This window comes from Brumimicrobium oceani (assembly GCF_003143775.1).
GTDB lineage: Bacteria > Bacteroidota > Bacteroidia > Flavobacteriales_D > Crocinitomicaceae > Brumimicrobium > Brumimicrobium oceani.
Map to the genome: position 1 here is coordinate 54,907 of NZ_QFRJ01000006.1, position 23,799 is coordinate 78,705.

Annotated in this window: 13 protein-coding genes and 1 tRNA gene; 9 read left to right on the top strand and 5 right to left on the bottom strand. The window is 32.4% G+C overall.

Translation table 11 applies throughout. From position 1 onward, the window contains the following. Positions 1 to 2: 2 nt before the first annotated feature. Together DIT68_RS09110 and DIT68_RS09115 are read left to right on the top strand one after the other, a co-directional pair. Positions 3 to 956, top strand: coding sequence for an AAA family ATPase (locus DIT68_RS09110; protein ID WP_109359490.1), 954 nt, complete (start codon positions 3 to 5; stop codon positions 954 to 956). Positions 957 to 1,019: 63 nt separating this feature from the next. Further along, positions 1,020 to 3,665 (top strand): TonB-dependent receptor, encoded by a 2,646-nt coding sequence (locus DIT68_RS09115; RefSeq protein WP_109359491.1) that lies wholly within the window; start codon positions 1,020 to 1,022, stop codon positions 3,663 to 3,665. 139 nt (positions 3,666 to 3,804) lie between these two features. Here the strand turns inward: DIT68_RS09115 and DIT68_RS09120 are convergent, their stop codons facing one another. Further along, on the bottom strand, positions 3,805 to 5,220 hold the full coding sequence (locus DIT68_RS09120; RefSeq protein WP_109359492.1) for a hypothetical protein: 1,416 nt from the start codon (positions 5,218 to 5,220) through the stop codon (positions 3,805 to 3,807). A 416-nt stretch (positions 5,221 to 5,636) separates the two neighbouring features. Between DIT68_RS09120 and DIT68_RS09125 the strand changes: the two genes are divergently transcribed. From DIT68_RS09125 to DIT68_RS09135, 3 genes are read left to right on the top strand one after another with little or no spacing between them, the layout of a single operon-like run. Continuing rightward, on the top strand, positions 5,637 to 6,497 hold the full coding sequence (locus tag DIT68_RS09125) for a DUF4007 family protein (protein ID WP_109359493.1): 861 nt from the start codon (positions 5,637 to 5,639) through the stop codon (positions 6,495 to 6,497). After that, entirely contained in the window at positions 6,487 to 9,711 is a 3,225-nt protein-coding gene (locus DIT68_RS09130; protein ID WP_109359494.1) for a hypothetical protein, read from the top strand. Before DIT68_RS09125 ends, DIT68_RS09130 begins: the two co-directional genes overlap by 11 nt. Next, on the top strand, positions 9,704 to 10,846 hold the full coding sequence (locus tag DIT68_RS09135) for a phosphoadenosine phosphosulfate reductase family protein (RefSeq protein WP_109359495.1): 1,143 nt from the start codon (positions 9,704 to 9,706) through the stop codon (positions 10,844 to 10,846). The genes DIT68_RS09130 and DIT68_RS09135 overlap by 8 nt, the downstream gene beginning before the upstream one ends. 77 nt (positions 10,847 to 10,923) lie before the next feature. Here DIT68_RS09135 and DIT68_RS09140 read toward each other — a convergent pair whose 3' ends face one another. From DIT68_RS09140 to DIT68_RS09155, 4 genes are all read right to left on the bottom strand, one after another. Further along, a complete protein-coding gene (locus tag DIT68_RS09140; protein ID WP_109359496.1) occupies positions 10,924 to 12,174 on the bottom strand; it encodes an HNH endonuclease in 1,251 nt (416 codons plus the stop codon). Continuing rightward, entirely contained in the window at positions 12,158 to 13,912 is a 1,755-nt protein-coding gene (locus tag DIT68_RS09145; protein WP_146194174.1) for an AAA family ATPase, read from the bottom strand. The genes DIT68_RS09140 and DIT68_RS09145 overlap by 17 nt, the downstream gene beginning before the upstream one ends. 10 nt (positions 13,913 to 13,922) lie before the next feature. Next, positions 13,923 to 16,418 carry a hypothetical protein gene (locus DIT68_RS09150; RefSeq protein ID WP_199223401.1) on the bottom strand — a complete coding sequence of 832 codons (2,496 nt, stop codon included), beginning with the start codon at positions 16,416 to 16,418 and terminating at the stop codon, positions 13,923 to 13,925. Between the two features lie 576 nt (positions 16,419 to 16,994). Next, positions 16,995 to 17,068, bottom strand: a tRNA-Arg gene (locus DIT68_RS09155). Positions 17,069 to 17,849: 781 nt separating this feature from the next. Here DIT68_RS09155 and DIT68_RS09160 point away from each other — a divergent pair. The 4 genes from DIT68_RS09160 (at position 17,850) to DIT68_RS09175 (ending at position 23,771) form a co-directional block, all read left to right on the top strand. Continuing rightward, the gene (locus DIT68_RS09160) at positions 17,850 to 18,215 is read left to right on the top strand and encodes a hypothetical protein (protein WP_109359498.1); all 366 of its coding nucleotides are present in this window, start codon (positions 17,850 to 17,852) and stop codon (positions 18,213 to 18,215) included. Between the two features lie 216 nt (positions 18,216 to 18,431). Further along, positions 18,432 to 19,457: a HEAT repeat domain-containing protein gene (locus tag DIT68_RS09165; protein ID WP_233244180.1), complete on the top strand. Its 1,026-nt coding sequence runs from the start codon at positions 18,432 to 18,434 to the stop codon at positions 19,455 to 19,457. 31 nt (positions 19,458 to 19,488) lie between these two features. Next, entirely contained in the window at positions 19,489 to 20,940 is a 1,452-nt protein-coding gene (locus tag DIT68_RS09170; protein ID WP_109359499.1) for a glycosyltransferase family 2 protein, read from the top strand. A gap of 29 nt (positions 20,941 to 20,969) precedes the next feature. Beyond that, the gene (locus DIT68_RS09175) at positions 20,970 to 23,771 is read left to right on the top strand and encodes a tetratricopeptide repeat protein (protein ID WP_233244181.1); all 2,802 of its coding nucleotides are present in this window, start codon (positions 20,970 to 20,972) and stop codon (positions 23,769 to 23,771) included. The last annotated feature ends 28 nt before the right edge of the window (positions 23,772 to 23,799 follow it).

Below are 23,799 nucleotides of genomic sequence, written 5' to 3' on the forward strand. Positions count from 1 at the left end.
CTATGTCAAATGTAAAAGAGCTAGACCAACTTGTTGCAAAATACAAGGTCCTCAAAAAAGAAATTCATAAAGTAATTGTTGGTCAAGAGGAAGTTGTTGACCAAGTACTCATTTCTATGTTTTCTCGTGGTCACTGCCTTTTGGTTGGAGTGCCTGGCTTGGCTAAAACATTATTGGTAAACACCATTGCACAGTCTTTAGGACTAAGCTTCAATAGGGTTCAGTTTACCCCAGATTTAATGCCATCTGACATCGTAGGTGCCGAAATTTTGAATGAAAACCGAAACTTTCAATTTGTAAAAGGTCCTCTTTTTAATAATATCGTTTTGGCTGATGAGATCAATAGAACCCCACCAAAAACTCAATCTGCATTATTGGAAGCCATGCAGGAGCGCCACGTTACAGCAGCTGGAAAAACATACCCCTTGCCCAAACCATTTTTTGTTTTGGCAACCCAAAATCCAATTGAACAAGAAGGAACCTATCCTCTACCTGAGGCACAATTAGACCGTTTCATGTTTAACATCTGGGTAGATTACCCAACATTTGAAGAAGAAATGTCTATTGTAAGAGCTACCACCCAAGATACGGAGATCAACATTCAACAAATTATGAGCAGCGAAGAAATAATGCGTTTACAAGCATTAATTCGTGAGATTCCTGTAGCTGAAAATGTATTGGAATATGCCGTAAAATTAGTTGGCAAGACCAGAATAACAGATCCTAATGCTCCTCAATTAACCAAGGACTTTATTACTTGGGGTGCTGGTCCTCGGGCTTCACAATACTTAATCATAGGAGCAAAATGTCACGCTGTACTGAAAGGAAAATATGCACCAGACATTGAAGATGTTCAAGCCGTAGCAAAGCCCATACTTCGTCACCGTTTGGTACGCAACTATAAAGCTGAAGCAGAGGGTTATTCAATGGATAAAATTATAACTGAATTACTATAAATATTAAAGTAATTATACCATTTGCAATTTCAAAACGTTAATTGCACTAAACACGGTGATTTCATGAGGATTTTTTCCATTTTTCTTTTACTGATAATAATTTCTTTGAATGGATTGTCTCAAACTGGTACCATTACTGGGAAAGTTGTTGATAAAACAAACAAAGGTTTTCCGGAGATTCGAATTTTCCTTAAAGAAGATCAAAAAGTACGAACCGAAACCAATTTAGACGGTTATTTCGAGCTAACAGCTCCGACAGGGAGACAAACAATTATTATTCAATTTGACGATGAAGTACAAGAAAGAATTGTTCAGGTCATCACAGATAAAACCACGGAAATAGACAAGGTTAAGCTCAATGTTCAATATTTTACAGGGATAAGCGTAACTGCAAGGGCCAAAGACAATACCATTGATGACTTACCAGTGATTGATATGGGAAGTATTCCCTCTCCAAATGGAAGCGTTGAAAAATACCTAACATTGACTACTGCTGCCTCTTCGAATAATGAATTAACCAACAATTATAATGTGAGGGGGGGTAGTTACGACGAAAACCTTGTTTATGTTAACGGATTCGAGATTTACCGACCTTTCCTCACAAGAAGTGGACAGCAGGAAGGCATGAGTTTTATAAACCCTAATCTTGTCGATAACATTTCATTTAGCGCTGGTGGATTTTCATCTAATTACGGAGATCGCTTAAGCTCTGTCTTAGACATCACTTACAGAACGCCAACAGAATTCAGAGGTTCATTGGACGCTTCTCTTTTAGGTGTTTCTCTTCACGCAGAAGACAAGGTAAGCCCAAGATTCAATTACATGGTTGCGGGGCGTTACCAAGATCAAGGTTATCTATTGAACGCTTTACCCGTAAAAGGTGCTTACCAACCTAAATTTTTCGATTTTCAATTCGTTTCTAATTACAACATCAAAGAAAATTTAGTTTGGAGTGTTTTAGGCCATTTTTCATCTAATGACTATCTCTTCGCACCTCAAACCCAGGAAACAAAATTGGGAACAATCAATACACCTTTAAGCTTTAAAGTATACTTTGAAGGTCAAGAGGTCACTCGTTTCCAAACTATTACTGGTGCTACATCTTTAAAATGGGACGTAAACAAAAGGACTGATCTGGCGATTTACGCTAAAATATTTAACACAGATGAAAGAGAAACATTTGATATTTTAGGAGAATACTTCATCAATGAATTAGAAAATGATCCCGCAAAAGAAGAGTTTGGAGATTCTGTGAATACCTTAGGTGTCGGAGCATTTTTAGACCATTCTAGAAATAGACTCCAAGCCACAATTTATTCGTTAAGACATCAAGGTAACCATCAATTCATGCAACTTACAGCAGATGGTTTAGACTACGATAAAAAAGGAAAGTTAAGCTGGGGTTGGTCTGCACAATATGAAGACTTCTATGATGTGATGAGTGAGTGGAGTTTGGTGGATTCTGCAGGCTATAGTTTGCCACAAAACAATTCTGACGAAATTGGATTACAAGAAGTTATTAAAGCCAACAATGTACTTCAAACATTCAGGACGAGCGGATTCTTCCAATACAGCCAATCTTTTGACAAATACAAAGAACAATATCCTGTCGAAATTAAAGTAAAGTCATTTGATTCATTAGGTAACAAAGTAAAACGTATTCACTATGACACTGTTGAAAGATCGCGGTCGCAATTTACCTTCAACACAGGACTAAGAGCAGGGTATACTGCCTTCAATCAAGAATTCTATGTAACTCCACGTGCAACAATGAGTTATTTCCCTAGAGTTTATTACATAAATAGTGAAGGAAATTTACGCAAACGCTTTGTTCGCCTACACGCCAGTTCAGGCCTGTATTATCAGCCGCCGTTTTATAGAGAATTGCGCAGAATGGATGGAACCGTTAATACAGAAGTCAAAAGTCAAAAGTCTTTCCATTTTGTAACAGGAATTGACTATGCGTTTGAGATGTGGCAACGGAATTCACCCTTCAAACTTACTGGTGAAGTCTTCTATAAATACATGTGGGATGTTAACCCTTACGGGATTGATAATGTAAGAACACGATATTTGGCAGAGAATAATGCAATAGGACATGCCTATGGACTAGATTTAAATTTGCATGGAGAATTTATTGAAGGCTCTTATACATTTTTCAAAATTGGTTTACTGAGAAGTGTAGAAGACTTAAATAATGATGATTATATGATTTACACCAACTCTGAAGGTGATGAAATTATTCCTGGCTACACTTTTAATGACACCCCTGTAGATAGTTCGATTGTTTCTCCAGGTTTTATTCCTAAACCAACAGACCAATGGTTTACATTCGCTACCCTTATTCAAGATCGAATGCCTGGAATTGAGCAATTTACAGCACAACTAGGATTTCATTTTGGGTCTAAATTGCCTTATGGACCGCCAGACGCCGAACGACGCAAAGATACTTTGAGGCAAAAATCATACTTTAGGGTAGATATAGGATTTGGCTATGACTTCCTTTACAATAAGGATAAGCCAGAAAACAGAAAGAAAATATTCCGACCATTTAGCGACATTAGACTTAACCTAGAAATATTTAATTTGCTTGGAATAAACAACGTATTATCACAACAATGGGTACAAGACACGCAAGGAAACTACCTGGCGGTACCGAATTATCTTACTCAAAGGCGTCTCAATCTGAAACTAATACTGAGGTTTTAAATCAGTAGAGAGTGTTGAGTTTTGAGTAGCCCAAAAAGCAGTATAGTTCAATATACTATCTAGAAAAACATAATACAAGTTTTTAGAATAGTGAAACTTTCTAATTTAGTAATATGAAAGTTCATTTTTATTTAGTTTACTACTTGAGTTTTTCTTTAATTTTTTCGGATATTGATATGTTATATCCGAATTGCAAAGTAAAATAATCTCCCCTTGTTTGCAAAAGAGTTGTATAGCCAAGCCTAGCGAAGATTCTGCTACTTTTATTCCCAAATGTATTATAGTAAAGCTCAAAATTTGGACTAAAAAGCCAACGTGGTTCACCATAAGACTCAGTTTGCTTTGCAGGAAATAATTCTGAATAAATTGGGAGGTACATGTCAATTCCAAAGTTAGAACTTGAAGCTAAATGCAGTTTAGGACTAAGTCCAAAATAAGGTAGAATATAATTCAAAGAATCTCCATTATTAGCAATTCTTGACAAATTAAGACCTGCGACTAAATCTAACCTAAAATAATTTTCGGATCTCTTGGTAAAATTACCTTTAAAAAACACTAAGCCGATTTCAGCATTAAACCATTTTCTTTGATTAAGGATACTTCTTTGCAGTGAATTTGTTAATGTATCAACTGCTGTATATTTATATTTCGAATCAAGTCTAGAGAAGGTTGATTTCATGCGAACATCACTAAACCAATAAGCATAATGATTACTCACATTCCTTCTATGCAAAGGTATTGTAAAATCCAATTCTGTTTGAGCCAGACCATTTGACTCCTCACCCAACAAACCTAAAGCATCTGTAAATAGTCTTAAATTTACCAGACTATTTAAACCTACAGCTTTAGTTAATGGTTTAGAACTATCAATTGAAGTCAATAAAAAACTGATGTCTTCTGGAAAATATCTAACCGTTTCATCAAACTGAATAATATCACTTAAATCTATTGAGTAAGTTACTCTATCTTTTCTACACCTCAAAATATCACCACCATTATTAATTCTGTTTAAGTTTATTGGAGAAAATCCATTTTTAAACTCATGGCCCTCGGTTGAATAAATAGTAATTGAATTAATAGCGTTATTTGATATAGAAATTTTTACAGTTTCAATTTTAACGCTATCATTTACTTTTTTATATAGATGTCTATTTTTCCTACGAATTTTAGAAAAAGAAATATAATTTTCATCATCTTCATATTCCCTCTTCCTTTCACGAGATATCGATTTTTCAAAAGCATCTATATACCTCCCCGAAACACGTATTGAATCTTGCTTTGCTTCATTAGTTAGAAAGATCTGACCAATTATAATACTTGTATCTAAATCATCTTTTAAGACTTTTAAAATCACTCCTAGTTTTTCATTACTGATACTGTCTATTTCCGCTAAGCGAATTGAATCTGATTTTATTTTATCACCTTTTTGAACTGATAATTCATTCTCTAGTTTTTCAAGCTTTTGCTCTAGTTTTTCAATTCTTGTTGTATCTGTTTGACTGTAAATAAACACAGAAATGAATAAAAATGTTAGGATAGTTGATGCTTTTTTCATAATTATAGTTTTTGGAATAATCTAGGTAATAATAAAACTCTTCAAGCCAACATAAACACATGACAATCATAAATATACGCAAATTAATATAATAGACAATATAAAATAAAAAAACTTCATCACCCTAAATATGATGAAGCTATCAAAGCTTGAGTTCTTTTTGTTCTATAATCGAAAAAAGACTTCAATAAAAAATAAACTTCGTTTTCACAATTTCAAACTGTTCATTGTTAGTGAAAAGGGGACTGTAACAAACATAGTGGATTCCAATAACGCCAAATTAACTTTAAACTTGAAACAATTCTAAATAATATAGTTCACAGTTTTATCCCTAAACACAAAGTCATTGTTTATATTTGAATTTATTAAATTTTATCTAAACAAATACTGAAAAGATTTAATGAAATTCAAAAATAATGGAAACTATTGGCTTAAAATTTTCTGGACACGAATCCTTTCATTGTAGACCTTTTTGGTTGAAAAAGGGATATGATTTTATTAAAAGTGACCAACAATTTACTGAAAAATCAGGAATTGAGTTAGGAGTAGGTAAAAACATGGTAGGTTCTATTCGTTTTTGGCTTAAAGCATTTGACATTGTAAATGATAATAATGAATTAACTGAGTTGGCAATTAAGATTTTTGATAATAAAAATGGTTGGGATCCGTTTTTAGAAGATGAAGCAACTTTGTGGTTACTTCATTATCAACTGAACGCAAAACAATACTCAACAATCTATCATCTTATATTTTCTGAATTAAGAAAAATAAGACCTGAATTTACAAAAAACCATTTTTTAGCTTTGGTAAATGAGATTGATTCCAAACAATCAGATAATATTGTCGCTAAAGATTTCTCCGCTTTTACAAGAACATATTTTGCTAAGCCATCCAAAGATAAAGAAGAAAGCTTTTCAGGACTATTTACTGATTTAGGGTTGTTAACTGAAGTTGGTAAGGACAGCCAAGACAATACTCTGTATCACATTTATAATAATAAGCAAGCTTCAATTCCATGGCAAATCATTTTATTTTGTATTTTAGATAATAATAACTACGGTAATTCAATAAGTTTTAATTCTTTGTATTCTGAAGTCAATGGAATTGGAAATATTTTCGCCTTCAACCAACAAGAGCTTGAAAATAAATTGATTGAGATAAGCGAAAATGAAAAGGACATCATTTATAAGAATGATGCTGGTGTTAAAGAGTTTCAATTTAAAGCTGATAAACCTAGTGGTTTAGCAATATTAAATAAATACTATAATGAAAAGTAATTATTCTCCTTCTGTAAATATCATTCGTGATTCTGAAAAAGAATTAGACTATATTGTTACGGAAAATGCTGAAAAGTCTGCAATTAGGATATTAAATGATTTCAATAAAGGATTTCACTCGTTTAGTATTATTGGATCGTATGGAACGGGAAAATCCTCTTTTTTGTGGGCGTTCCAACAAACATTAACGAACAATACTAAAGTATTTAATATAGAAGCACCAAAAAGTGTTGACAAAATTGAAGTAATTAATATAGTTGGTGATTACACCTCAATAATTGAATCGTTCAATACTGAGTTCTTTGTTGAAAAGGATTTTTCAAGTAATCAGAAATTGTTTGATGCAATTTTCCAACGTTACAAAAAGATTGGTGATAATGGAATGTTAATCATTCAAATTGATGAATTTGGTAAGTTTTTAGAGTTTGCTGCAAATAACAATCCTGAAAAAGAGATGTATTTTATTCAGCAATTAGCTGAATTTGTTAATGATCCTTTAAGAAGAATACTACTTCTAACTACATTGCATCAGGGGTTAGATACTTATGCTTTTAAATTAAGTGATAGTCAAAAGAATGAATGGCGAAAAGTTCGGGGAAGATTACAAGAAATCACTTTTAATGAACCTGTTGAGCAATTATTAGCACTTGCATCAAAACACTTTGTAAATTCACTTGGAGAAACAAAAGAAACTGAATATTCAAAATCGTTAATTGAACTTCAAGAAAAAAAGAAGATTTTTTCAACTCAAGGAAATTATTTTTCTACGTTAAAAAACACATTATTTCCTTTAGACATATTCTCTGCCTATATATTGACACATGCTCTTCAGAGATATGGACAAAATGAGAGGTCTTTGTTTTCATTTTTACAAGCATCTGATGATTTAGGGCTAAATGATCCGAAAAGAAAAAACAATCATTTTAGTATTTCAGCGGTTTATGATTATTTACTAAATAATTTTTATCAACTTCTAACAACAAGAGCGGTATCAGATTTTTCAAAATGGAGCTCAATAAGATACTCTATCCAAAGAGCAGAAGCTATAGAAAGTGTTAATCTTTCAATAGCAGAGGACTTTTTGAAAACTATAGGTCTTTTAGGAATGTTCTCATCAAAAGGAGCGAAAATAGATGAAGAGTTTATCGTTAATTATTTATCTGATTCCTTTGAAGTAAATGAAATTAGAGAGACTATAGAGTTACTTGAAAAACATAAAATCATTAAGTACTATAGGTTCAAATTTTCTTATGAATTATTTGAAGGAACTGATTTAGATATCGAAGATGAATTAGCAAAGGTTGAGAACCAAGTTCCGGAGGTAGTAGACTTAGTTTATAAACTAGAAACCTATTTTGAATTTCCAGTTGTAACAGCAAAAGCAAATTCATATAAAACTGGTACACCACGACTATTCGAATATAAATTAAGTAATAAACCCATTTCAGAAGTTCCAAAAGGTGAAATAGATGGCTTTATCAACTTAGTTTTTAACACTAAATTGAGTGTTGACAAGATTAAAGCACAAACCAAAGGAGAGCCTAATGCAACTATTTATTGTTTCTTTAAGAACACAGAGAAGATATCATCTGCTCTTTTCGAAATTGAAAAAACAAATCAAGTACTAAAAAATATTGAAGACGATAATGATAAGGTAGCAATTCGCGAACTTCATAAAATCCTTAGAAGTAATCAGGTTTTATTGAATCATTATGTTCTTGATTCATTATATAATAAAAAGGATGTTGAATGGATTTATAAAGGTGAAAAGTTAAACCTTAAAAATAAAAAAGACTTAAATAAACAACTATCTGTAATTTGTGAAGAGGTTTATCACCTGACCCCAATTATCAGAAATGAGTTATTTAATAAACATAAACCTTCAGGTGCGATAGCCTCAGCTAGGAAAAGCTACTTTGATGCTCTTACAAATAATTTTGTCAAAGAAGACTTAGCTTTTGATTCAGATAAATTTCCGCCGGAGAAAACAATTTATCATACACTTCTACGAAAAAATGATATTCATATAAAAACAGAAACTGGCTTTACTTTAACGAGACCAAATGAGAATTCAGATATTTATAAAATATGGGAAGTTTCTGAAGAGTTTTTATCATCTGCAAAGAAAGAACCTAAAAAAGTTACTGATTTAATAGATACCTTAACAGCGGCACCTTACAAATTAAAACAAGGTGTTATAGATTTTTGGATTCCAACATTCTTATTCTTAAGAAGAGGCGATTATGCCTTATACTCAGAAGGGAAGTTTAAACCTTACATTAATAAGCAAGAACTATATTTAATTACACGAACTCCTGAGCTTTATTCTGTAAAATCGTTTGAATTGAATGATTTACGATTATCTTTTTTCAATAAATATAGAGAGTTGCTAAGTCAGGAAGACAGTAATAAGCTTAATTTAGATTCATTTATTGAGAGTATCCGTCCAATATTATTAACATTTAGAGGATTAATTCCTTACTCTCAGAAAACAAATCGATTGTCAAAAGAAGCAATTGAATTAAGAAAAGCAATTGAGTTTGCACAAGATCCAGAAAAAGTGTTCTTTGATGAGTTCCCTCAGGCTCTTGGATTTAATTCTTCTGATTTACTGGAGTCTAACCAAAAATTTGACGATTATATATATAAATTTCAAATAACTTTAGATGAGATAAAAAATTCATATAATGAATTACTGAATAGGTTTGAAAAATTTATCATCACAGAAATAATTGGAAGAAAATGTGATTTCGAAACCTATAAATCTGAACTTTCGAAAAGGTTTACTGCCCTAAAGGAACATCAATTATTAAATAAACAAAAAACATTCATTCAACGAGTAAACTCTCCTTTAAACGACAGAGATAGTTGGTTAGCGTCAATTTCGCAAGCATTAATTGGTAAACCACTGACTTCCATTGAAGATAAAGATGAAAAAACACTAAAAGATAATTTAAAATCCATTATAACAGAACTTGATAACTTATCTGTGCTAGAAAAGCTTAGCTTTGATAGTGAAAAGGAAGAAGTTTTTAAATTAGATTTTACATCTAAAAAAACAGGATTAATCCCGCATATTGTTAGAATACCTAAAAGTAAACTTAAAAAAGCACAAAATAACATCGATATTATTGATAAAGAGTTAGGATCTGACAAACAAATGCGAATCGCAATTTTAACAAAATTGTTAAAACAAGAATTAGATAATGAGTAAGGTAAAACATGTATTAGGAATTTCTGGAGGAAAGGATAGTGCCGCCTTGGCAATCTATCTGCATGAGAAATATCCACAAATAGACTTCACCTACTATTACACGGATACAGGTAAAGAACTAGATGAAACATATCAGTTATTAGAGAACATTGAAATCTATTTAGGTAAGAAGATTCTACATTTAGTAGCGAATGACGCTGCTGAATCTTCTGAAAATCCATTTGATTTTTTCTATAAATCTTTTAAAGGTTATATACCTTCTGCCACTGCAAGATGGTGCACAAACATGATGAAGTTACAGCCCTTTGAAAAATTCGTTGGAGAAACCATTCCCACATTATCCTATGTTGGAATTAGGGGAGACGAAAATAGAGAAGGTTATATTTCTAAAAAAAACAATATTCAATCCATTTTTCCATTCAGAAAAAATATGTGGAGTGAAGATGTGTTACATAAATTGTTTAATCCCGAAAACCAAGAAGTTGTATTAGATTATTACAATTCCGTTTTCAAAGGAGAAAAATTAGATAAAGTGGCTGAATTATTACATTCAGAGATTACTTTTAAGCGTCACCAACGATTAGCTACTGACCGTCAAATAAAATATAAGCTAAACGGTTTAATGGACCTTGGTGTTGTAGACTTTAACCATGCTACTTTCCAATTCCTAAAAGGAACTGAATATCCATTATCGTTTGAAGAGGATTATGCATTATTAGATAATGAAGACGTTCTAGTACGAGATGATGTTTTTAGAATTTTAAGAGAAAGTGGTGTTGGAGTACCAGCGTACTATAATAAAATTGAATACGAAGTAGATGGACAAAAAGGAGAATACGCCAGAAGTCGTTCAGGCTGTTTCTTCTGTTTTTTCCAACAAAAAATAGAATGGGTTTGGTTGTATGAACAACATCCTGAAAAGTTTAAAGAAGCTATGGCCTATGAAAACTTAAAAGAATCTTTTACATGGAACCAGCATGAATCTTTGGAAGAGTTAATACATCCAGATAGAATAAGACAAATTAAATTAGATCACTTAAAGCGCACAAACAAACAAAAATCAGATGATTCACCATATCTTTTAGATATATTGGATGATACTGAAGGTGATGGTTGTACTGCTTGTTTTGTATAAATTAGGAAATGGTTGAAAGTAGTTAATTAAGTAATTCTAACTCCCCTATAAATTTAACAAGGTTTCTAATTAACAAACTATAAATACTTCTTTAGGTCAGTACCCATCGCAACATCTCTCATGAACTTTGATAAAGTTCTTTTTCCAATCTTGGAATCTTCAACGAAGTTCCCAAGTATAAACCTTTTAGTTGACTCATCCAGTTTAATATCTTTAGACTTTTTATCAGCTAATTCATCATCAAAGAATTCTGAAAGTTCAATAATTCGAGTCTCATTATAATAAAGCGCTTTCTCCAAAATCTCTTTTGCAATTTCTTTATGATTATTGTATAATTCAATTAATTTGAATGTTTGTATACTATTTTTTATTCTTAATATTTCGCTTTCATTTTCAGTCATTGTTTTCATAATAATTTTAAAGTCCTCAATTTCTGGAACCGCTTCAGCCATATCTGAATCATTCACATCAACAAAAAATTCAAACTTCTTTAGCAATTCGTTTCCATAAGGGTTGATATGTATTTTAGTGTGAAAATCAATACTTCCTTTAAAATTTGAATTACAAATATGACAGGATGGAATAAGGTTGTAAATAGATAGTGCTAAAAAAGGAAATTTTGATTTTGGATAAAAATGATCTAATTCAGGTCTAGTTTTTCCATTTTCTGTTTCAATAGTGTGGACATAATTTAGGTTGCAGTAGGGACAAACTGACACGCCTAAGGAAGTAGTTAGATGGTAAGCTCCCCAATTGTCAAATGAACTTGCGAATGCATCGTAATTAAAAACTTCACATAGTCTCGAACTTGACTCTGAATATAAACTGGCCAATTTGTTTTTAAGCTCTTTATAAAGACTTTTTATTTTAGAAATAGTAAATTGATTGTCATCCATGGATGAGGGGTCCTCATTAAATATTGCATTATCATATACATTTTCAATAACACACAGTTTATCAATATCAACTAACCTCTGTAGTATTGATTTTTTGTTATTTAGCCTCTCTTCGGGTTTTAGACCATTTTTGGTATTAATACTCTGATAAATTACTTTATAATTTGGTAATTGTGCAAATCGCAATTCTGGAAGGCCATTTACTAATTTCATAAACTTATCAATACATCTCGAGAGTTCGTCTGGAGTGCCGCAAACTAATTTCTTTAAAAATAATGAATTCAATTTCAACTCTGTGTATAAGTTCATCTCTTTTGGGCGAAGTGTATGGTCTTCCGAAAAAGTTGTAATTTTCTTATATCCATTAGTCTGTATAAAATAGTTCCAATGTTTATTGAGGATTAGATCTGGAATATTAGTTAGTTTTATCATTTGATTCAAGTTTTTCTATTTGTCTTTTATGCCAATTAATTTTATCCTCATCCGCAAAGTTTTCGCTAATATATTCCTTTAGTTTGTCTTGTAATCTATATCTTAAAATCGGCTCTCCAATCATTTCTATTAAATGTTCAATCTCGCTTAACTCTGATGTTTTTATACTTGAAATTCTATTACTTAATTCTATGATTTTTTCCTTCGCAAATGCCCCCGTGGTTCCTTTATTGGCAAGAAAAAATTGATTAGCAAAAAGTTGATGAATATTTGCGCCAAATGAGGATTCTTCGCCTAATTGCCTATTCACAATACCATTCTTGTCCAATAATAATACATTCTCCTTTGGCAAGTCAGAAATTAAGAAAGGTGAATGTGAGGTAAGTAATATTTGTATATGTTTATTGTCAAAATTGGTATTGATAAACTTAATTAAATCATTTAAAAAACTCCTTTGCCATTCAGGATGCATATATAAATCTCCTTCATCTATACATATTAGTAACGATTTTGAAATTGTTTGATTAATTGTTTCTTTCGTATTAAAAAGCTGTGAATAAAGATTTAGATAAGCTTTCATGCCAGAGCTAAGTCCTGACCAATCATGATGAATAATATCTGTTAAATTAAATAAGGAAATAAATGGTTGGATTAAAGATTTAAAATCGTTGTCGAAGTCTACTTCAATAAACTGGTTGTCTTTTTTAAATTCTCCTAATCTATAATTCGTTGTATCAAAAGCATCGATAAAATCTAAAAAAAGTTTAAATTGCTCTAGACTAGTAAAACATACCTCATTCGAATTAAAATCTTCTATTTCAATATTTGATAAGACTTCCCTTATTTTTGGTTGCAAAACTGCAATTTCTTCAGCAAATCCATTATTGAGTAATCTAATATCTGTCAAGCCCCCCTTTGAAATATGCTCATTTTCAACTAAATAACTAAATAGCGCAATTGTCAGAGTATATTTGTATCGATTAGAGTTAGACTTTGATTCCTGAAAAATAGCCTTGTAATATCTCTGATACACTCCATTGATAATAGAATCTTTATTGTTGTTTCGCACCTTATTAAATACAACAGGCTCTAACTTAAACCTGATCATTTGAGAATTCTCAGTATTATTTGTAATTCTATTCCACGTTTGTTCAAAATCATTTGAAGATACATATTCTAGCTTATTGGATTGAGACCTTTGAATTTCACTGAAGGAATAATTAAAGGTGATTTTATCCTCAAATATATAATTTCGATTATCTGCTACATTCGAGTAAAATACAGTATGCCAATTGCTATTCGGTTCAGTTTTTCCCACCTTAATCTCTAAGCAATTTATTTCAGAGTTTCGAATACTTTCTCGTCCAATCCTACCAGAAAATTTTAACTCTCCATCATCCTTAAACAGTAAAAAATAGTCGCTTGTTAGTTTGATTCTGTTACCAGTGTGTAATGCCGTAAGCAGGAAGTCCAAAACATTACTCTTACCAGTAGAGTTTTTACCAATAATAGCTGTTATGTTTGAAATGTTACCAGGGAAAAAACCAGCTAGATAGTTTGTCGTAGAATTAAGCTCTAATCTATTTTCTGTTACTGAAACTGCAGATTCTCCTTGGATATCGTTTACGATTAACTCATTATTTGTTTTGTTATAAGAAACATCATATTGATTTGAGAAGTTATACCCCTTATCGTCTATGTTTCTAAACTTATCAATCCATATGTATAATAATTCCATAATAATATTTTTAATCCCCAACCCCTTGCATCATCTCATCCATACCTCCAAAATTGAGAATAAAAGTAGAATAATAATTATCAAATAAGTCTTTTAGGTATTGGCCAACATCAATATCTTCTACTCTGTCGGAATCAAGTTGTTTTTGTCTTATTTCGTAACCTCTGTTTTTTGTAATGGTATAAAGGAACAAGGTATGAAAATATACTGCCGTGTAAAACTTGCGATTTGCTATGGTAATTTGTTCTGAATTTGGGTTTTTGTATTTTGACATAAAGTTTTTAAGCACAGTACAATCCATGTTAATGAAAATACTATTCAAGCTCTCACCTTCAGCTTCAGGAACCATAACAGTTTTGTATTCCATTTCTAGGCCTGTGGCTTGCTCTACATCGTCCCAAGAAACTGTTCCCTCATCTCTTCCATCTTTATCCTTGTATGCAAATTTCATTTGAGGTAATCCAAGGGGTTCATTATCTTTTTCTGGTTTTGGTGCTTTTTCTTTTGGTTTTTCTGGATCAGCAATTTTCACCCAAAATATTTCATCAAAATCACCATTGGGCGAAGTTAGCGTTACTTTCATTTGAACGGCATCACCAACTTTTAACTCATCTTTCGGATTTAAATTAATCCTAATTGTCCCTTTATTTGGACTACTCGTATTAACGTTAAAAACCTCGGTTATTTCCTTCGGTGATCCAGCCTCGTTGCCGCCTTTTGTTTCATTAGATTTTATTTTTAACACTCCAATTTTTAATTCTCCAGGCTCATCTATTCTATCAAAATATTCATTTTCGCAGTCTGTACTAAACTTGATAGTTTTATCTCCATTTAAAGGGATTTTGGCTACTTCCGTATCTCCCTCTACTTTAGAATCTAACTTAAATTGGCTCGGAAATCTTTGTGGTTTAAAAGGTATTTCTTCTTTATATTGATTCGTTTGTTTTTCTTTCTTTTTATCCTTTTTTTCTTTCTTTAAATCAAGCTTAAAAGTATCACCTAGTAATTTCAGTAAATCTGAATTAAGTGGTAAGTTTTTAGTGAAACTTCGAATTAGCTGATCAGTATTGCTAGATACATCGATATTTACGGCTTGCTTCCTTAGTTTTTGAATTTCTTGCAAACGTCCGTCCTTGTCGCTCAGTTTAGAAGCCAAATAATGTCTTAACTGTTGTGTTTCTTCGCCTTCTTTCAATCGGTCTCTGGAGGCCATAAAAAGCTCTTTTCTGAACCCGTATTTCATCTCAGTGCAATCTACATGAATCAATAAATGATTCTTTAATAAGTTTAGTTTTAGTGAACGTGTGATAAATTCGGATGTATAATAACCATGTACCTGTCCATTCATGGAAAACATAACGTTCATCCCGTTTTTAAAATATCTTCTTTGTATTTCATCTTTAGATTTTTTCAAGTCAAAATCTTTTACTTTTACATTGAATACAAAACATGAGACTTTCATTTTTCCGAAAACATCATCGGTGTAGGTTTCTGTAAAATTGTCTGAAATATAGTTTTCTTTTTCCTTGTCTAATCTCCTTTTAAGACCAAATAAATCATTTTCTAACACCTTGTTATTGGGGTAACGTAATTTCGTGTCCTTAGTTAAAATTGGTAAAGCAGGGCTAAACAAAAATTCATTGATACTTTGATTTAAATCTTGAGCAAAACCAGAGTAGCCTTTAGGAAATTGGTAGGAATACATTTTTATAATTGTACCAGTTTCAAAAAGTCTATTTTCTAAACCTAAATCTAACTTTTCAATTGGAAACGAAGGAATGATACCATCAATTAGTAAATATTCATACCATGTTTCCTTAGCATTATCGGTTTCTCTTTTAGGATGCTCTCTAATTAATGTGAAACCAAATTCACCTTTTTTATCGTAACGTTTGGATGCTATTAATTGATAACGCTTCTTTCCACAAAAAACAATTGCACCACTTCCTCCCATGTTATATTTTCCCTGAACAAAGTGAATGTCGTTTTTATTACCACGTAAAAGGGACAAGAATGAATCTTCAAAATCTTTAGGATGTTGACCTTCTCCGTTATCGTAAATAATTACAGATGTTGGAAAAGCTCTTTTTTGATTTCGTGGACCTTTTCCATCTGCGATAATTTGTATTTCTTCTGCTTGTTTCTTTCTAAATGAAGGAATGTCCCAGTTTTTAGAATCAGGAAAGTATTTAAGAATGGCTTCATCCATGGTTCTAGGGGCTTCTTTAGATTTCGGATCATCACCAAATTCAACACATTGTTTTGTTAATATGGCATCAATAGAATTTGTTACTTTTTCTATGAGTGCTGCAATAGGGTTTGACTGTTGGTTTTTCACAACACCATAATTACTGGGGTTTTGTCCTAATGGTTTCCAATTAGCATCCTCAAAAATGGATTGATTGTTATCGACAACAGTTTGAACTTCGTCTTCATCTTTTGCAAAGTATAAATCATTAAATAACTCCTCTGTTACACTTAAATCATTATTTTTAAATAAATCCATAGTGGCTAAAAATTTAAATTGATTTCATAATTTTCATTTTTTCGAAAATTCAAACAACACTTATCACAAGTAAATACACTCATAATCAAATATTTGATTATTTATTTTTCATTTGAGGATTTTCAATTGGAAACATTCTCTATTAAGAATGAGACCATTTAAAAAATACCAATTAATAAATTTAATAATTTATTTGAACATCTAATGCGTTTTTCAAATCAATCTTATGGAACAACATCATAGAATTCAGTTATAAGATCAATGATAATTTGATGGGCATTTCAGAATTATAGAATGAAAGCCGTACGTTCTTCCAAAACTATAGCCCTTTTCTATTTTGCCAAAGCTTGAAAGTCCTTCAAACACTCAGCCTTCCCAAAAAGGGAAAGCTTTTACTCTTAGTGACCCCGACAGGAGTAAAGATCGCTGCATGGCTCCGAATTCCGAATAAAACCTTTTCGTTCTTAAGGAACGAAAGGCCTTTTTTAGTTCTAATCCCCTTGAAAGCTCTATGGAGCTCTCAGATGATTTAAAACTAAAAAAAGCCTTCCCTGAAGGGAAAGCTTTTATTCTTAGTGACCCCGACAGGATTCAAACCTGTAACCGCTGGAGCCGAAATCCAGTGCGCTATTCAGTTGCGCCACGGGGCCTTTTTTTTGGACACGTGGGGCAACTAAATATTTTTTTAGCATTCAGTTGCGCCACATGCCTTTTTTAGGTGGTACAAAATTAGAAGAATTATCAAAACCCCACCTAATTTAATGGCATATTGATTTATTTTTTTGCTTTACTACTTAAAAAGAAAGTCAAACGTACATTTCCAAGAACGAAATATCAAGTTAGCATTAGATTTCGAAGCTAAAAACGGAAATTCAGGCAAGCTATTTAAAGAAAAAACAACTAAACAGCTATGCAACCATACCATTTAAAAGCTCAATTTTAGAATCACACAACTTTGACTTTATAAATAGCGTAATTATGAAAAGGCATCATTTAAATCCAGCCCGTTCCCCAAACGATAAAATAAATACAACTTACGACGAACATATGTTTTTTATCGACGAATGCACCAAAAACTCATACCAATCGTTTTTAATGAAATTAATTTGATAAAAATTCAGTTTTTTTGAAAGAAAACATTGAACTGTCATTTTTTTTTAAAAACTAGGTAATGAATAAGTAAAAATGATCTCTTTAGAGAAGCTTATGAACTACCTGAAGCCAATAATATCAAGCATTAAGCCGGGAAGGAAAAGCAAAAAGTGCTTCCGTTCAAAAACTTTAAATATATCAAAAATGAAGATAAAAATGCTTTACGTATTACGTAAAAACAACACAGTTAAAGGGCTTACAGGCTATTTCAAGGCAGATGACATATTGTTTTTCAAAACTTTATAAGTAATTTAGCAGCGAATTAAAATACCAATTATTATGAACACATTAAAATATAACCTGTACTATTTAGAGTCACAATTTGTTGGTTATCCAGTAGTGATTCGAGTAACAGTTTTTTTAATTACCATTTTAGCAATTATATACTTGGTATCCCTTCTAAGAATATTCTTTTTGGCACGTAATAGAACAAAAATGGATAATCGAGAAAAGGAAATTCAAAAGAAATACGAGAAAAAGCTAAAAACCATTCTGTTCTCTAATGAGAACATAACACCAGAAGAAATTAGAACTAAGCTAGGAATGAATAATGAAACACTTAAAGATTGGGAGAAAGCCTATGTTTCAAAACTCATGATAAAATTGATAAGACAGAATGAAAAAGTTGAAATGAATTCAAATTAATCGTATCTTTGGTAAAGTAGCGTTTGCTCTATGCTAAGAGTAAATTCTAAAAAACAAATTACTTGTCTATTTCTTTATGCTTAGATCAATATATATTAAGTGAGTTCAATAAAATATTATTTCTATTATTTCGAGTCAAAGTTTATCGGCTACCCTTTCGTGATAAGAGTAACGCTGTTTCTTATAGTGCTGCTAGTCATAATCTACTTAGGCTCTATGATAAGGATTTTCTTTATTGCAAAAAACAGAAAGAAAACAGAAACGAGAAAAAAACAGATTAAAGATCAATATGAAGACAAGCTGGAAGATATACTGTTCGCCGAAAAAGATTTATCACAGCAAGAAATTAGTAATAAATTAATAAACGATAAAAACCCGGTTTTAGAATGGAGTAAACCTTACCTATCTAAGTTAATTTTAACTTTAACTAATCAAGAAATGAAATTAAACGTTAACAACTATAGAGAAACATTAAAAGCTTTTGAACTTCATGAATATTGGGAAAACCAACTGAAGAACAAAAACATTGAAGATGAAGGTACAGCGTTAAGAATTCTTGATGACATGAGTGAAGATGCCTCAAGTAATGCAATTTCAAATAAAGCAACATCACAGAACAACAATCTTCGAAAGCATGCTAAAAGTATTTTCATGAAATTTGATTCAAATGATGCTTTTAAGTTTTTAGATGATGATTTTGACAAGGATTTCAACGCCTTGGATGAAGTACGAATTCATGACGCATTAAAGGACAAATCTAAGGAAAGACCTCTGCCTCCTCTCATAAGATGGGTAAGTACAGCAGAAAATGAATTTTTCAAATCATTCCTTATACAGGAAATAGGTTACTTTAACCAAATTGATTCAGCGGATCAATTGGTCGAAATTTTCAAAGATCCAAACACAACACACAGAGTAAAAGCACAAGTAGCAAAAACATTGGGCACATTAAAATATGCTCCAGCTATCCCTTATCTAATTGAAAATTACGGAACAAGTGTTCAAGAGGTGCAGGAAAATATAATATATGCAATGGGTGAAATAAAAAATCCTGAAACATTAGACTTTCTAGAAAAAATATATCACGAAACGCATAACAAAGAAACATTAATCAAAGTATTACAGAATATTTATTTAGTAGATGACAGTAAAGTTGTATTTAATAAGCTTAAAGAAGCCAGTACAACAGAGTTTGAAAAATCGATATTCGACTATATTGACCAAGGATTCTCGGTTAGGTAATTTTACTTAATAGGGAACATAAAAAAATTAAATGGAAGGTACAATTTACTTATATCAATACCTGATATTTTTCTACTCATTTCTAATGACAGTTATTTATATTAGTCTAGCTATTCTAGGTTATGTAAACATTGTTAGAAACAAAAGAAAATATACCACTAAGGAAGAAGAGGATTTACTTCTACTTCCAGAAATTGCTCCCGGCATCTCGGTGGTTGCACCTGCATATAATGAAGAGGTCATTATTATTGAAAATGTAAGGTCTTTACTTAATCTAGATTATCCAAACTTTGAAATAGTCATTGTTAATGATGGTAGTAAAGATAAAACATTAGACTTACTAATTGAGGAGTTTGATTTAATTCCGATTCCCTTTCCTTATATTCAAAAAGTAATATGTAAACCAGTAAAAAAGATATATCGATCCTCAAACAGTAGATTTAGCAGACTTACTGTTGTAGATAAAGTGAATGGAGGTACAAAGGCAGATGCCATGAACGCTGGAATTAATGTGGCGCAATATGACTACTTCATTAATACAGATGTAGATTGCTTGCTTGCCCGTGATACGCTTACCAAATGTATTTTGCCCGTACTGGATTCAAAAATAAGGGTTATTGCCGTGGGTGCAACGCTAAGAATGGTTAACAATTGCGAAGTAAAAGATGGTGAAATAACTAGGGTTAAACCTCCAAAAGCATTTATACCTACTTTCCAGGAAACAGAATACCTTCGCTCTTACTTACTAGCAAAGATGGGATGGTCAATGTTTAATCTTATTCCAAACGTTTCGGGCGGATTTGGTCTCTTCTACAGGCCTTTAATTATTGACGCAGGAGGTTATGATCCCTTATCACACGCCGAAGACATGGACATGACTTTGAGAATAATAGCCAACATGAAAGACAATAAGAAAAAGTATAAAATTGTTCAAATCCCTGATACTTTATGTTGGACAGAAGGACCTCCTAACATGAAGGTTCTGCAAAGACAAAGGTCTAGATGGGGACGAGGTTTATTACAAATTTTCGTTGTTCACAGGAAATTGCTTTTCAACAGAAAGTACGGAAGAATGGGGCTGTGGGTTATGCCTTATGCATTAATTTTTGAGTTCCTAGCGCCACTAATTGAGGTGATTGGTTTAGCCTTTATGATTTTCCTTTTATTTACTAACCAGATCAACTTCGACACTTTTTGGTTAATGTTATTCTTTGTTTATTTGCTCGGAGTAACTATTTCATTAGTGGCTATTTCATTCGACATACTTACCAAAAAACATTATCAAAGCTACACAGAATATATTAGACTCGTCATTTTTTCTTCCTTGGAAGCAGTGCTTTACCATCCACTTATTGTTGTCTTCAGTATAAATGGATATTTTCAGTTTTTAACAAGAAAAGACTTTAGCTGGGGAGCTATGACAAGACAAGGATTTAAGCAGTCTGAAACCCCAACTGTTACACAACCAGCAAACCCAGAATGACATTTAATATTAAAATATTAACATCTAGAGTGGAAATAATAGCATCGCTAAAGCGAAACACATCCTTAGTCATGATTGTTTTGTTTTGCCATCAGTTTTCATTTGCTCAAACGGAAATAAATCTGGATGGTAGGGATAGCTATATAGAAAAAGCGATGACACAATTTGATCGCGGAAACTGGGACGAGGGAAAAAAAACTGTTGATCTAGGGCTAAAAAGATATCCTTTTGATTCAGATCTTAAAATGCTATCTGGTAAATATCACCACCACAAAGGCCAAAACGAAAAGGCAAGATATGACCTTGTAAAAGCATTACAAATCAACCCTGACAATGTTGATGCAAAACAAATATTAGTCAACGTAGAACTAGAAACAGAGCGCTACTCCAGTGCTATTTGCTATGTAAACGAGCTCCTGGAGGTTAATCCCTATTGGAGAGGTTTGTGGCGAAAGAAAATTGAACTATACAAACTACAAGGGAATTTTGTTGAAGCGAACCGACTGCAGGAGCGTATCAGCCAAATTTATCCTGACGATAAAAAGCTAAAAGAGGACTACATTTACGCTATGGAACTCGATGCTGCTGCTAAAAGAAAAGAAGGTGACATTGATGGCGCGATTGAAATCAGTAAAAAACTACTAAAGGAAAATCCAGAAAAGGTAGAAAACTACATTCTTATGGCAAATGATTATCTTAAAGCTGGTGATCTAAACACAGCCTTAAGTTATCTTGATCGTGGTTTAAATAGCTTTCCAGAAAACAGTGAATTAATTAATAAAAAGGCAGGAGTTTTAGCACAGCAAAAAAAGTATGATGAATTACTTCCTTTCCTTCAGAAAAAAGGATATGCTCAACAGTACAGCTACTATTTGATGGAGGCTGCCCGCTATTCAAAAAATCAACAAACCCACATTTTATATGGTAAGATATTTGAAGAAAACCCGGGTAATGAAGAAGCTTTTGACAATATCTATAACTATACAGTAGCGGTTCAACAATATGATGAAGCACTGCGTCTGATTAAGGTTCAGAGAAGGGTCAATGGAGACTCAAAAGAGCTCTATCTTAAGGAACTTGCTGTGTATGAAATGATGGGAAATGATTCGAAAAGCATTGCATTAACGAAAAGACTATTTGAGCGTTACCCTAACGATTATGATGTTCAAAATGCCTATGTGAAAGTGATCTTTGAAGAAGCAAAATACAAAATGTCTGAAAAGAGGTATGCTGAAGCTATTGACGATTGGTATAAAGTAATTCAGTATGGTGATGAAGACTATGTTTACGTTGCAAGAAATTCGATTTTTAATGCGCACGTGGAACTCGGAGAATACCTGGATGCACTTAACGTGCTTAATGAGCTGATTGCAAACGACAAGGACAACAAGGACTTCTATTTGAAAAGAGCAGACTTATACTACAGGCAAAAGAACTTCAATATGGCACTTTCTGCTTACGAAAACATTTTAGATCAAACTGAAGGGAATCAGCGAAATAGATTTCTATCTGGTTATGGAAATTTATCAACACTCATCATTAAAGATTTAGTTGAAGTATTCCGATATGATCAAGCACTGCAATATGCAGAAAGATGGCTAGAACAGGACCCTAAAAATGAATTGGCTTTGCGATATGCTATTAACTTATCCTACCAAACAAATAGCCTTGAAAAAGCTTATTTATACGCAGAAAGTGGAAACCGTGCGCATCCAAATAGTACTTTCTTCATTGTAAAAATGGCGGAAATTACGGCTGAAAACCCAGAAAACTACGAAGAAGTATACAATTTACTGCTAGAAAAAGTAAGTGCTGACCCCTATAATCAAGATTTAATAAATGCTTATGCGCAAATTACAGAAGATTATAGTCACCAACTTATTCGTGGTGAAAGAAGTCCTGATGCCATTGAAAATTTGGATAATGCTTTGCGTTATGCCCCAAATAACAATACACTCAAGTACACAAAAGGAATAGCCTACGAGAAAATTAAAAATTATGATTCGGCCTATTATTATCAATCATTTTATGTGCCATCACCACAAGAAGAAAAGCAGTTTAATCACTATTTATACTATTTATATTACAAAAGTTTAGACAACGAAATTGGACTACATCATTTGCGAAGTCGACCAGGAGACATTGATGTCATCAATCCCATATCAGCCATTAGCTATAGTCACATCGACAATAATAACACGTATTCTGGAAGAATAAATTATGCGGGACGACCACCAGGAAAAGGATACCAAATTCAAGCGGCTTGGATGCGGGAATGGAACTACAAAACCACAACATTAATTGATGCTGCTTGGGCAAATCAATTTTTCCCTACAATAAGTATAAATGCATCTATTTTTAGAGATATTACCAAGCTAAAAGAGGTGAATCTTGAATTGGGAATTGGATACAGAATCCTTGATACGGTGAGCAGTAATGCCAATTTAGGCAATAGAAATATGTTTAATTTCGTTGTTGGAGCTACTAAAGTAATTGATGATTTTAGAATTAACGCCAGGTTGAACAATTTTATTTTAGATGGGCGCTACCTTTATAATCTGACAGTAAACGGAAGATACACACTTTGGTCTCCTAAGCACTATGTCACCGCAATGGCAGGTGTTGGTTCCTCACCAGATGTTGAGCTTCTAGATTATCAAGTTTACGATGGCTTCTCGGCACTAAACACAATGGTAGGCGCTGGATTCACCTACATGTTTGCAAAAAATGTTTCTTTCGGAGTATTAGGAACTTGGTACAATTATAGAAACAATGACGGAATTTACAGAAATCATCACAATATATTCTTGAACTTAAATGTTGCTTTTTAACAAACATATCATTCTATTTTTAATTTTG

What these genes read in the sequence shown, in the direction of transcription:
- DIT68_RS09140 (WP_109359496.1), bottom strand. Translation starts at nt 12,174, where the DNA reads ATGATAAAACTAACTAATATTCCAGATCTAATCCTCAATAAACATTGG.
- DIT68_RS09115 (WP_109359491.1), top strand. Translation starts at nt 1,020, where the DNA reads ATGAGGATTTTTTCCATTTTTCTTTTACTGATAATAATTTCTTTGAAT.
- DIT68_RS09170 (WP_109359499.1), top strand. Translation starts at nt 19,489, where the DNA reads ATGGAAGGTACAATTTACTTATATCAATACCTGATATTTTTCTACTCA.
- DIT68_RS09135 (WP_109359495.1), top strand. Translation starts at nt 9,704, where the DNA reads ATGAGTAAGGTAAAACATGTATTAGGAATTTCTGGAGGAAAGGATAGT.
- DIT68_RS09145 (WP_146194174.1), bottom strand. Translation starts at nt 13,912, where the DNA reads ATGGAATTATTATACATATGGATTGATAAGTTTAGAAACATAGACGAT.
- DIT68_RS09160 (WP_109359498.1), top strand. Translation starts at nt 17,850, where the DNA reads ATGAACACATTAAAATATAACCTGTACTATTTAGAGTCACAATTTGTT.
- DIT68_RS09165 (WP_233244180.1), top strand. Translation starts at nt 18,432, where the DNA reads ATGATAAGGATTTTCTTTATTGCAAAAAACAGAAAGAAAACAGAAACG.
- DIT68_RS09110 (WP_109359490.1), top strand. Translation starts at nt 3, where the DNA reads ATGTCAAATGTAAAAGAGCTAGACCAACTTGTTGCAAAATACAAGGTC.
- DIT68_RS09120 (WP_109359492.1), bottom strand. Translation starts at nt 5,220, where the DNA reads ATGAAAAAAGCATCAACTATCCTAACATTTTTATTCATTTCTGTGTTT.
- DIT68_RS09125 (WP_109359493.1), top strand. Translation starts at nt 5,637, where the DNA reads ATGGAAACTATTGGCTTAAAATTTTCTGGACACGAATCCTTTCATTGT.
- DIT68_RS09130 (WP_109359494.1), top strand. Translation starts at nt 6,487, where the DNA reads ATGAAAAGTAATTATTCTCCTTCTGTAAATATCATTCGTGATTCTGAA.
- DIT68_RS09150 (WP_199223401.1), bottom strand. Translation starts at nt 16,418, where the DNA reads ATGGATTTATTTAAAAATAATGATTTAAGTGTAACAGAGGAGTTATTT.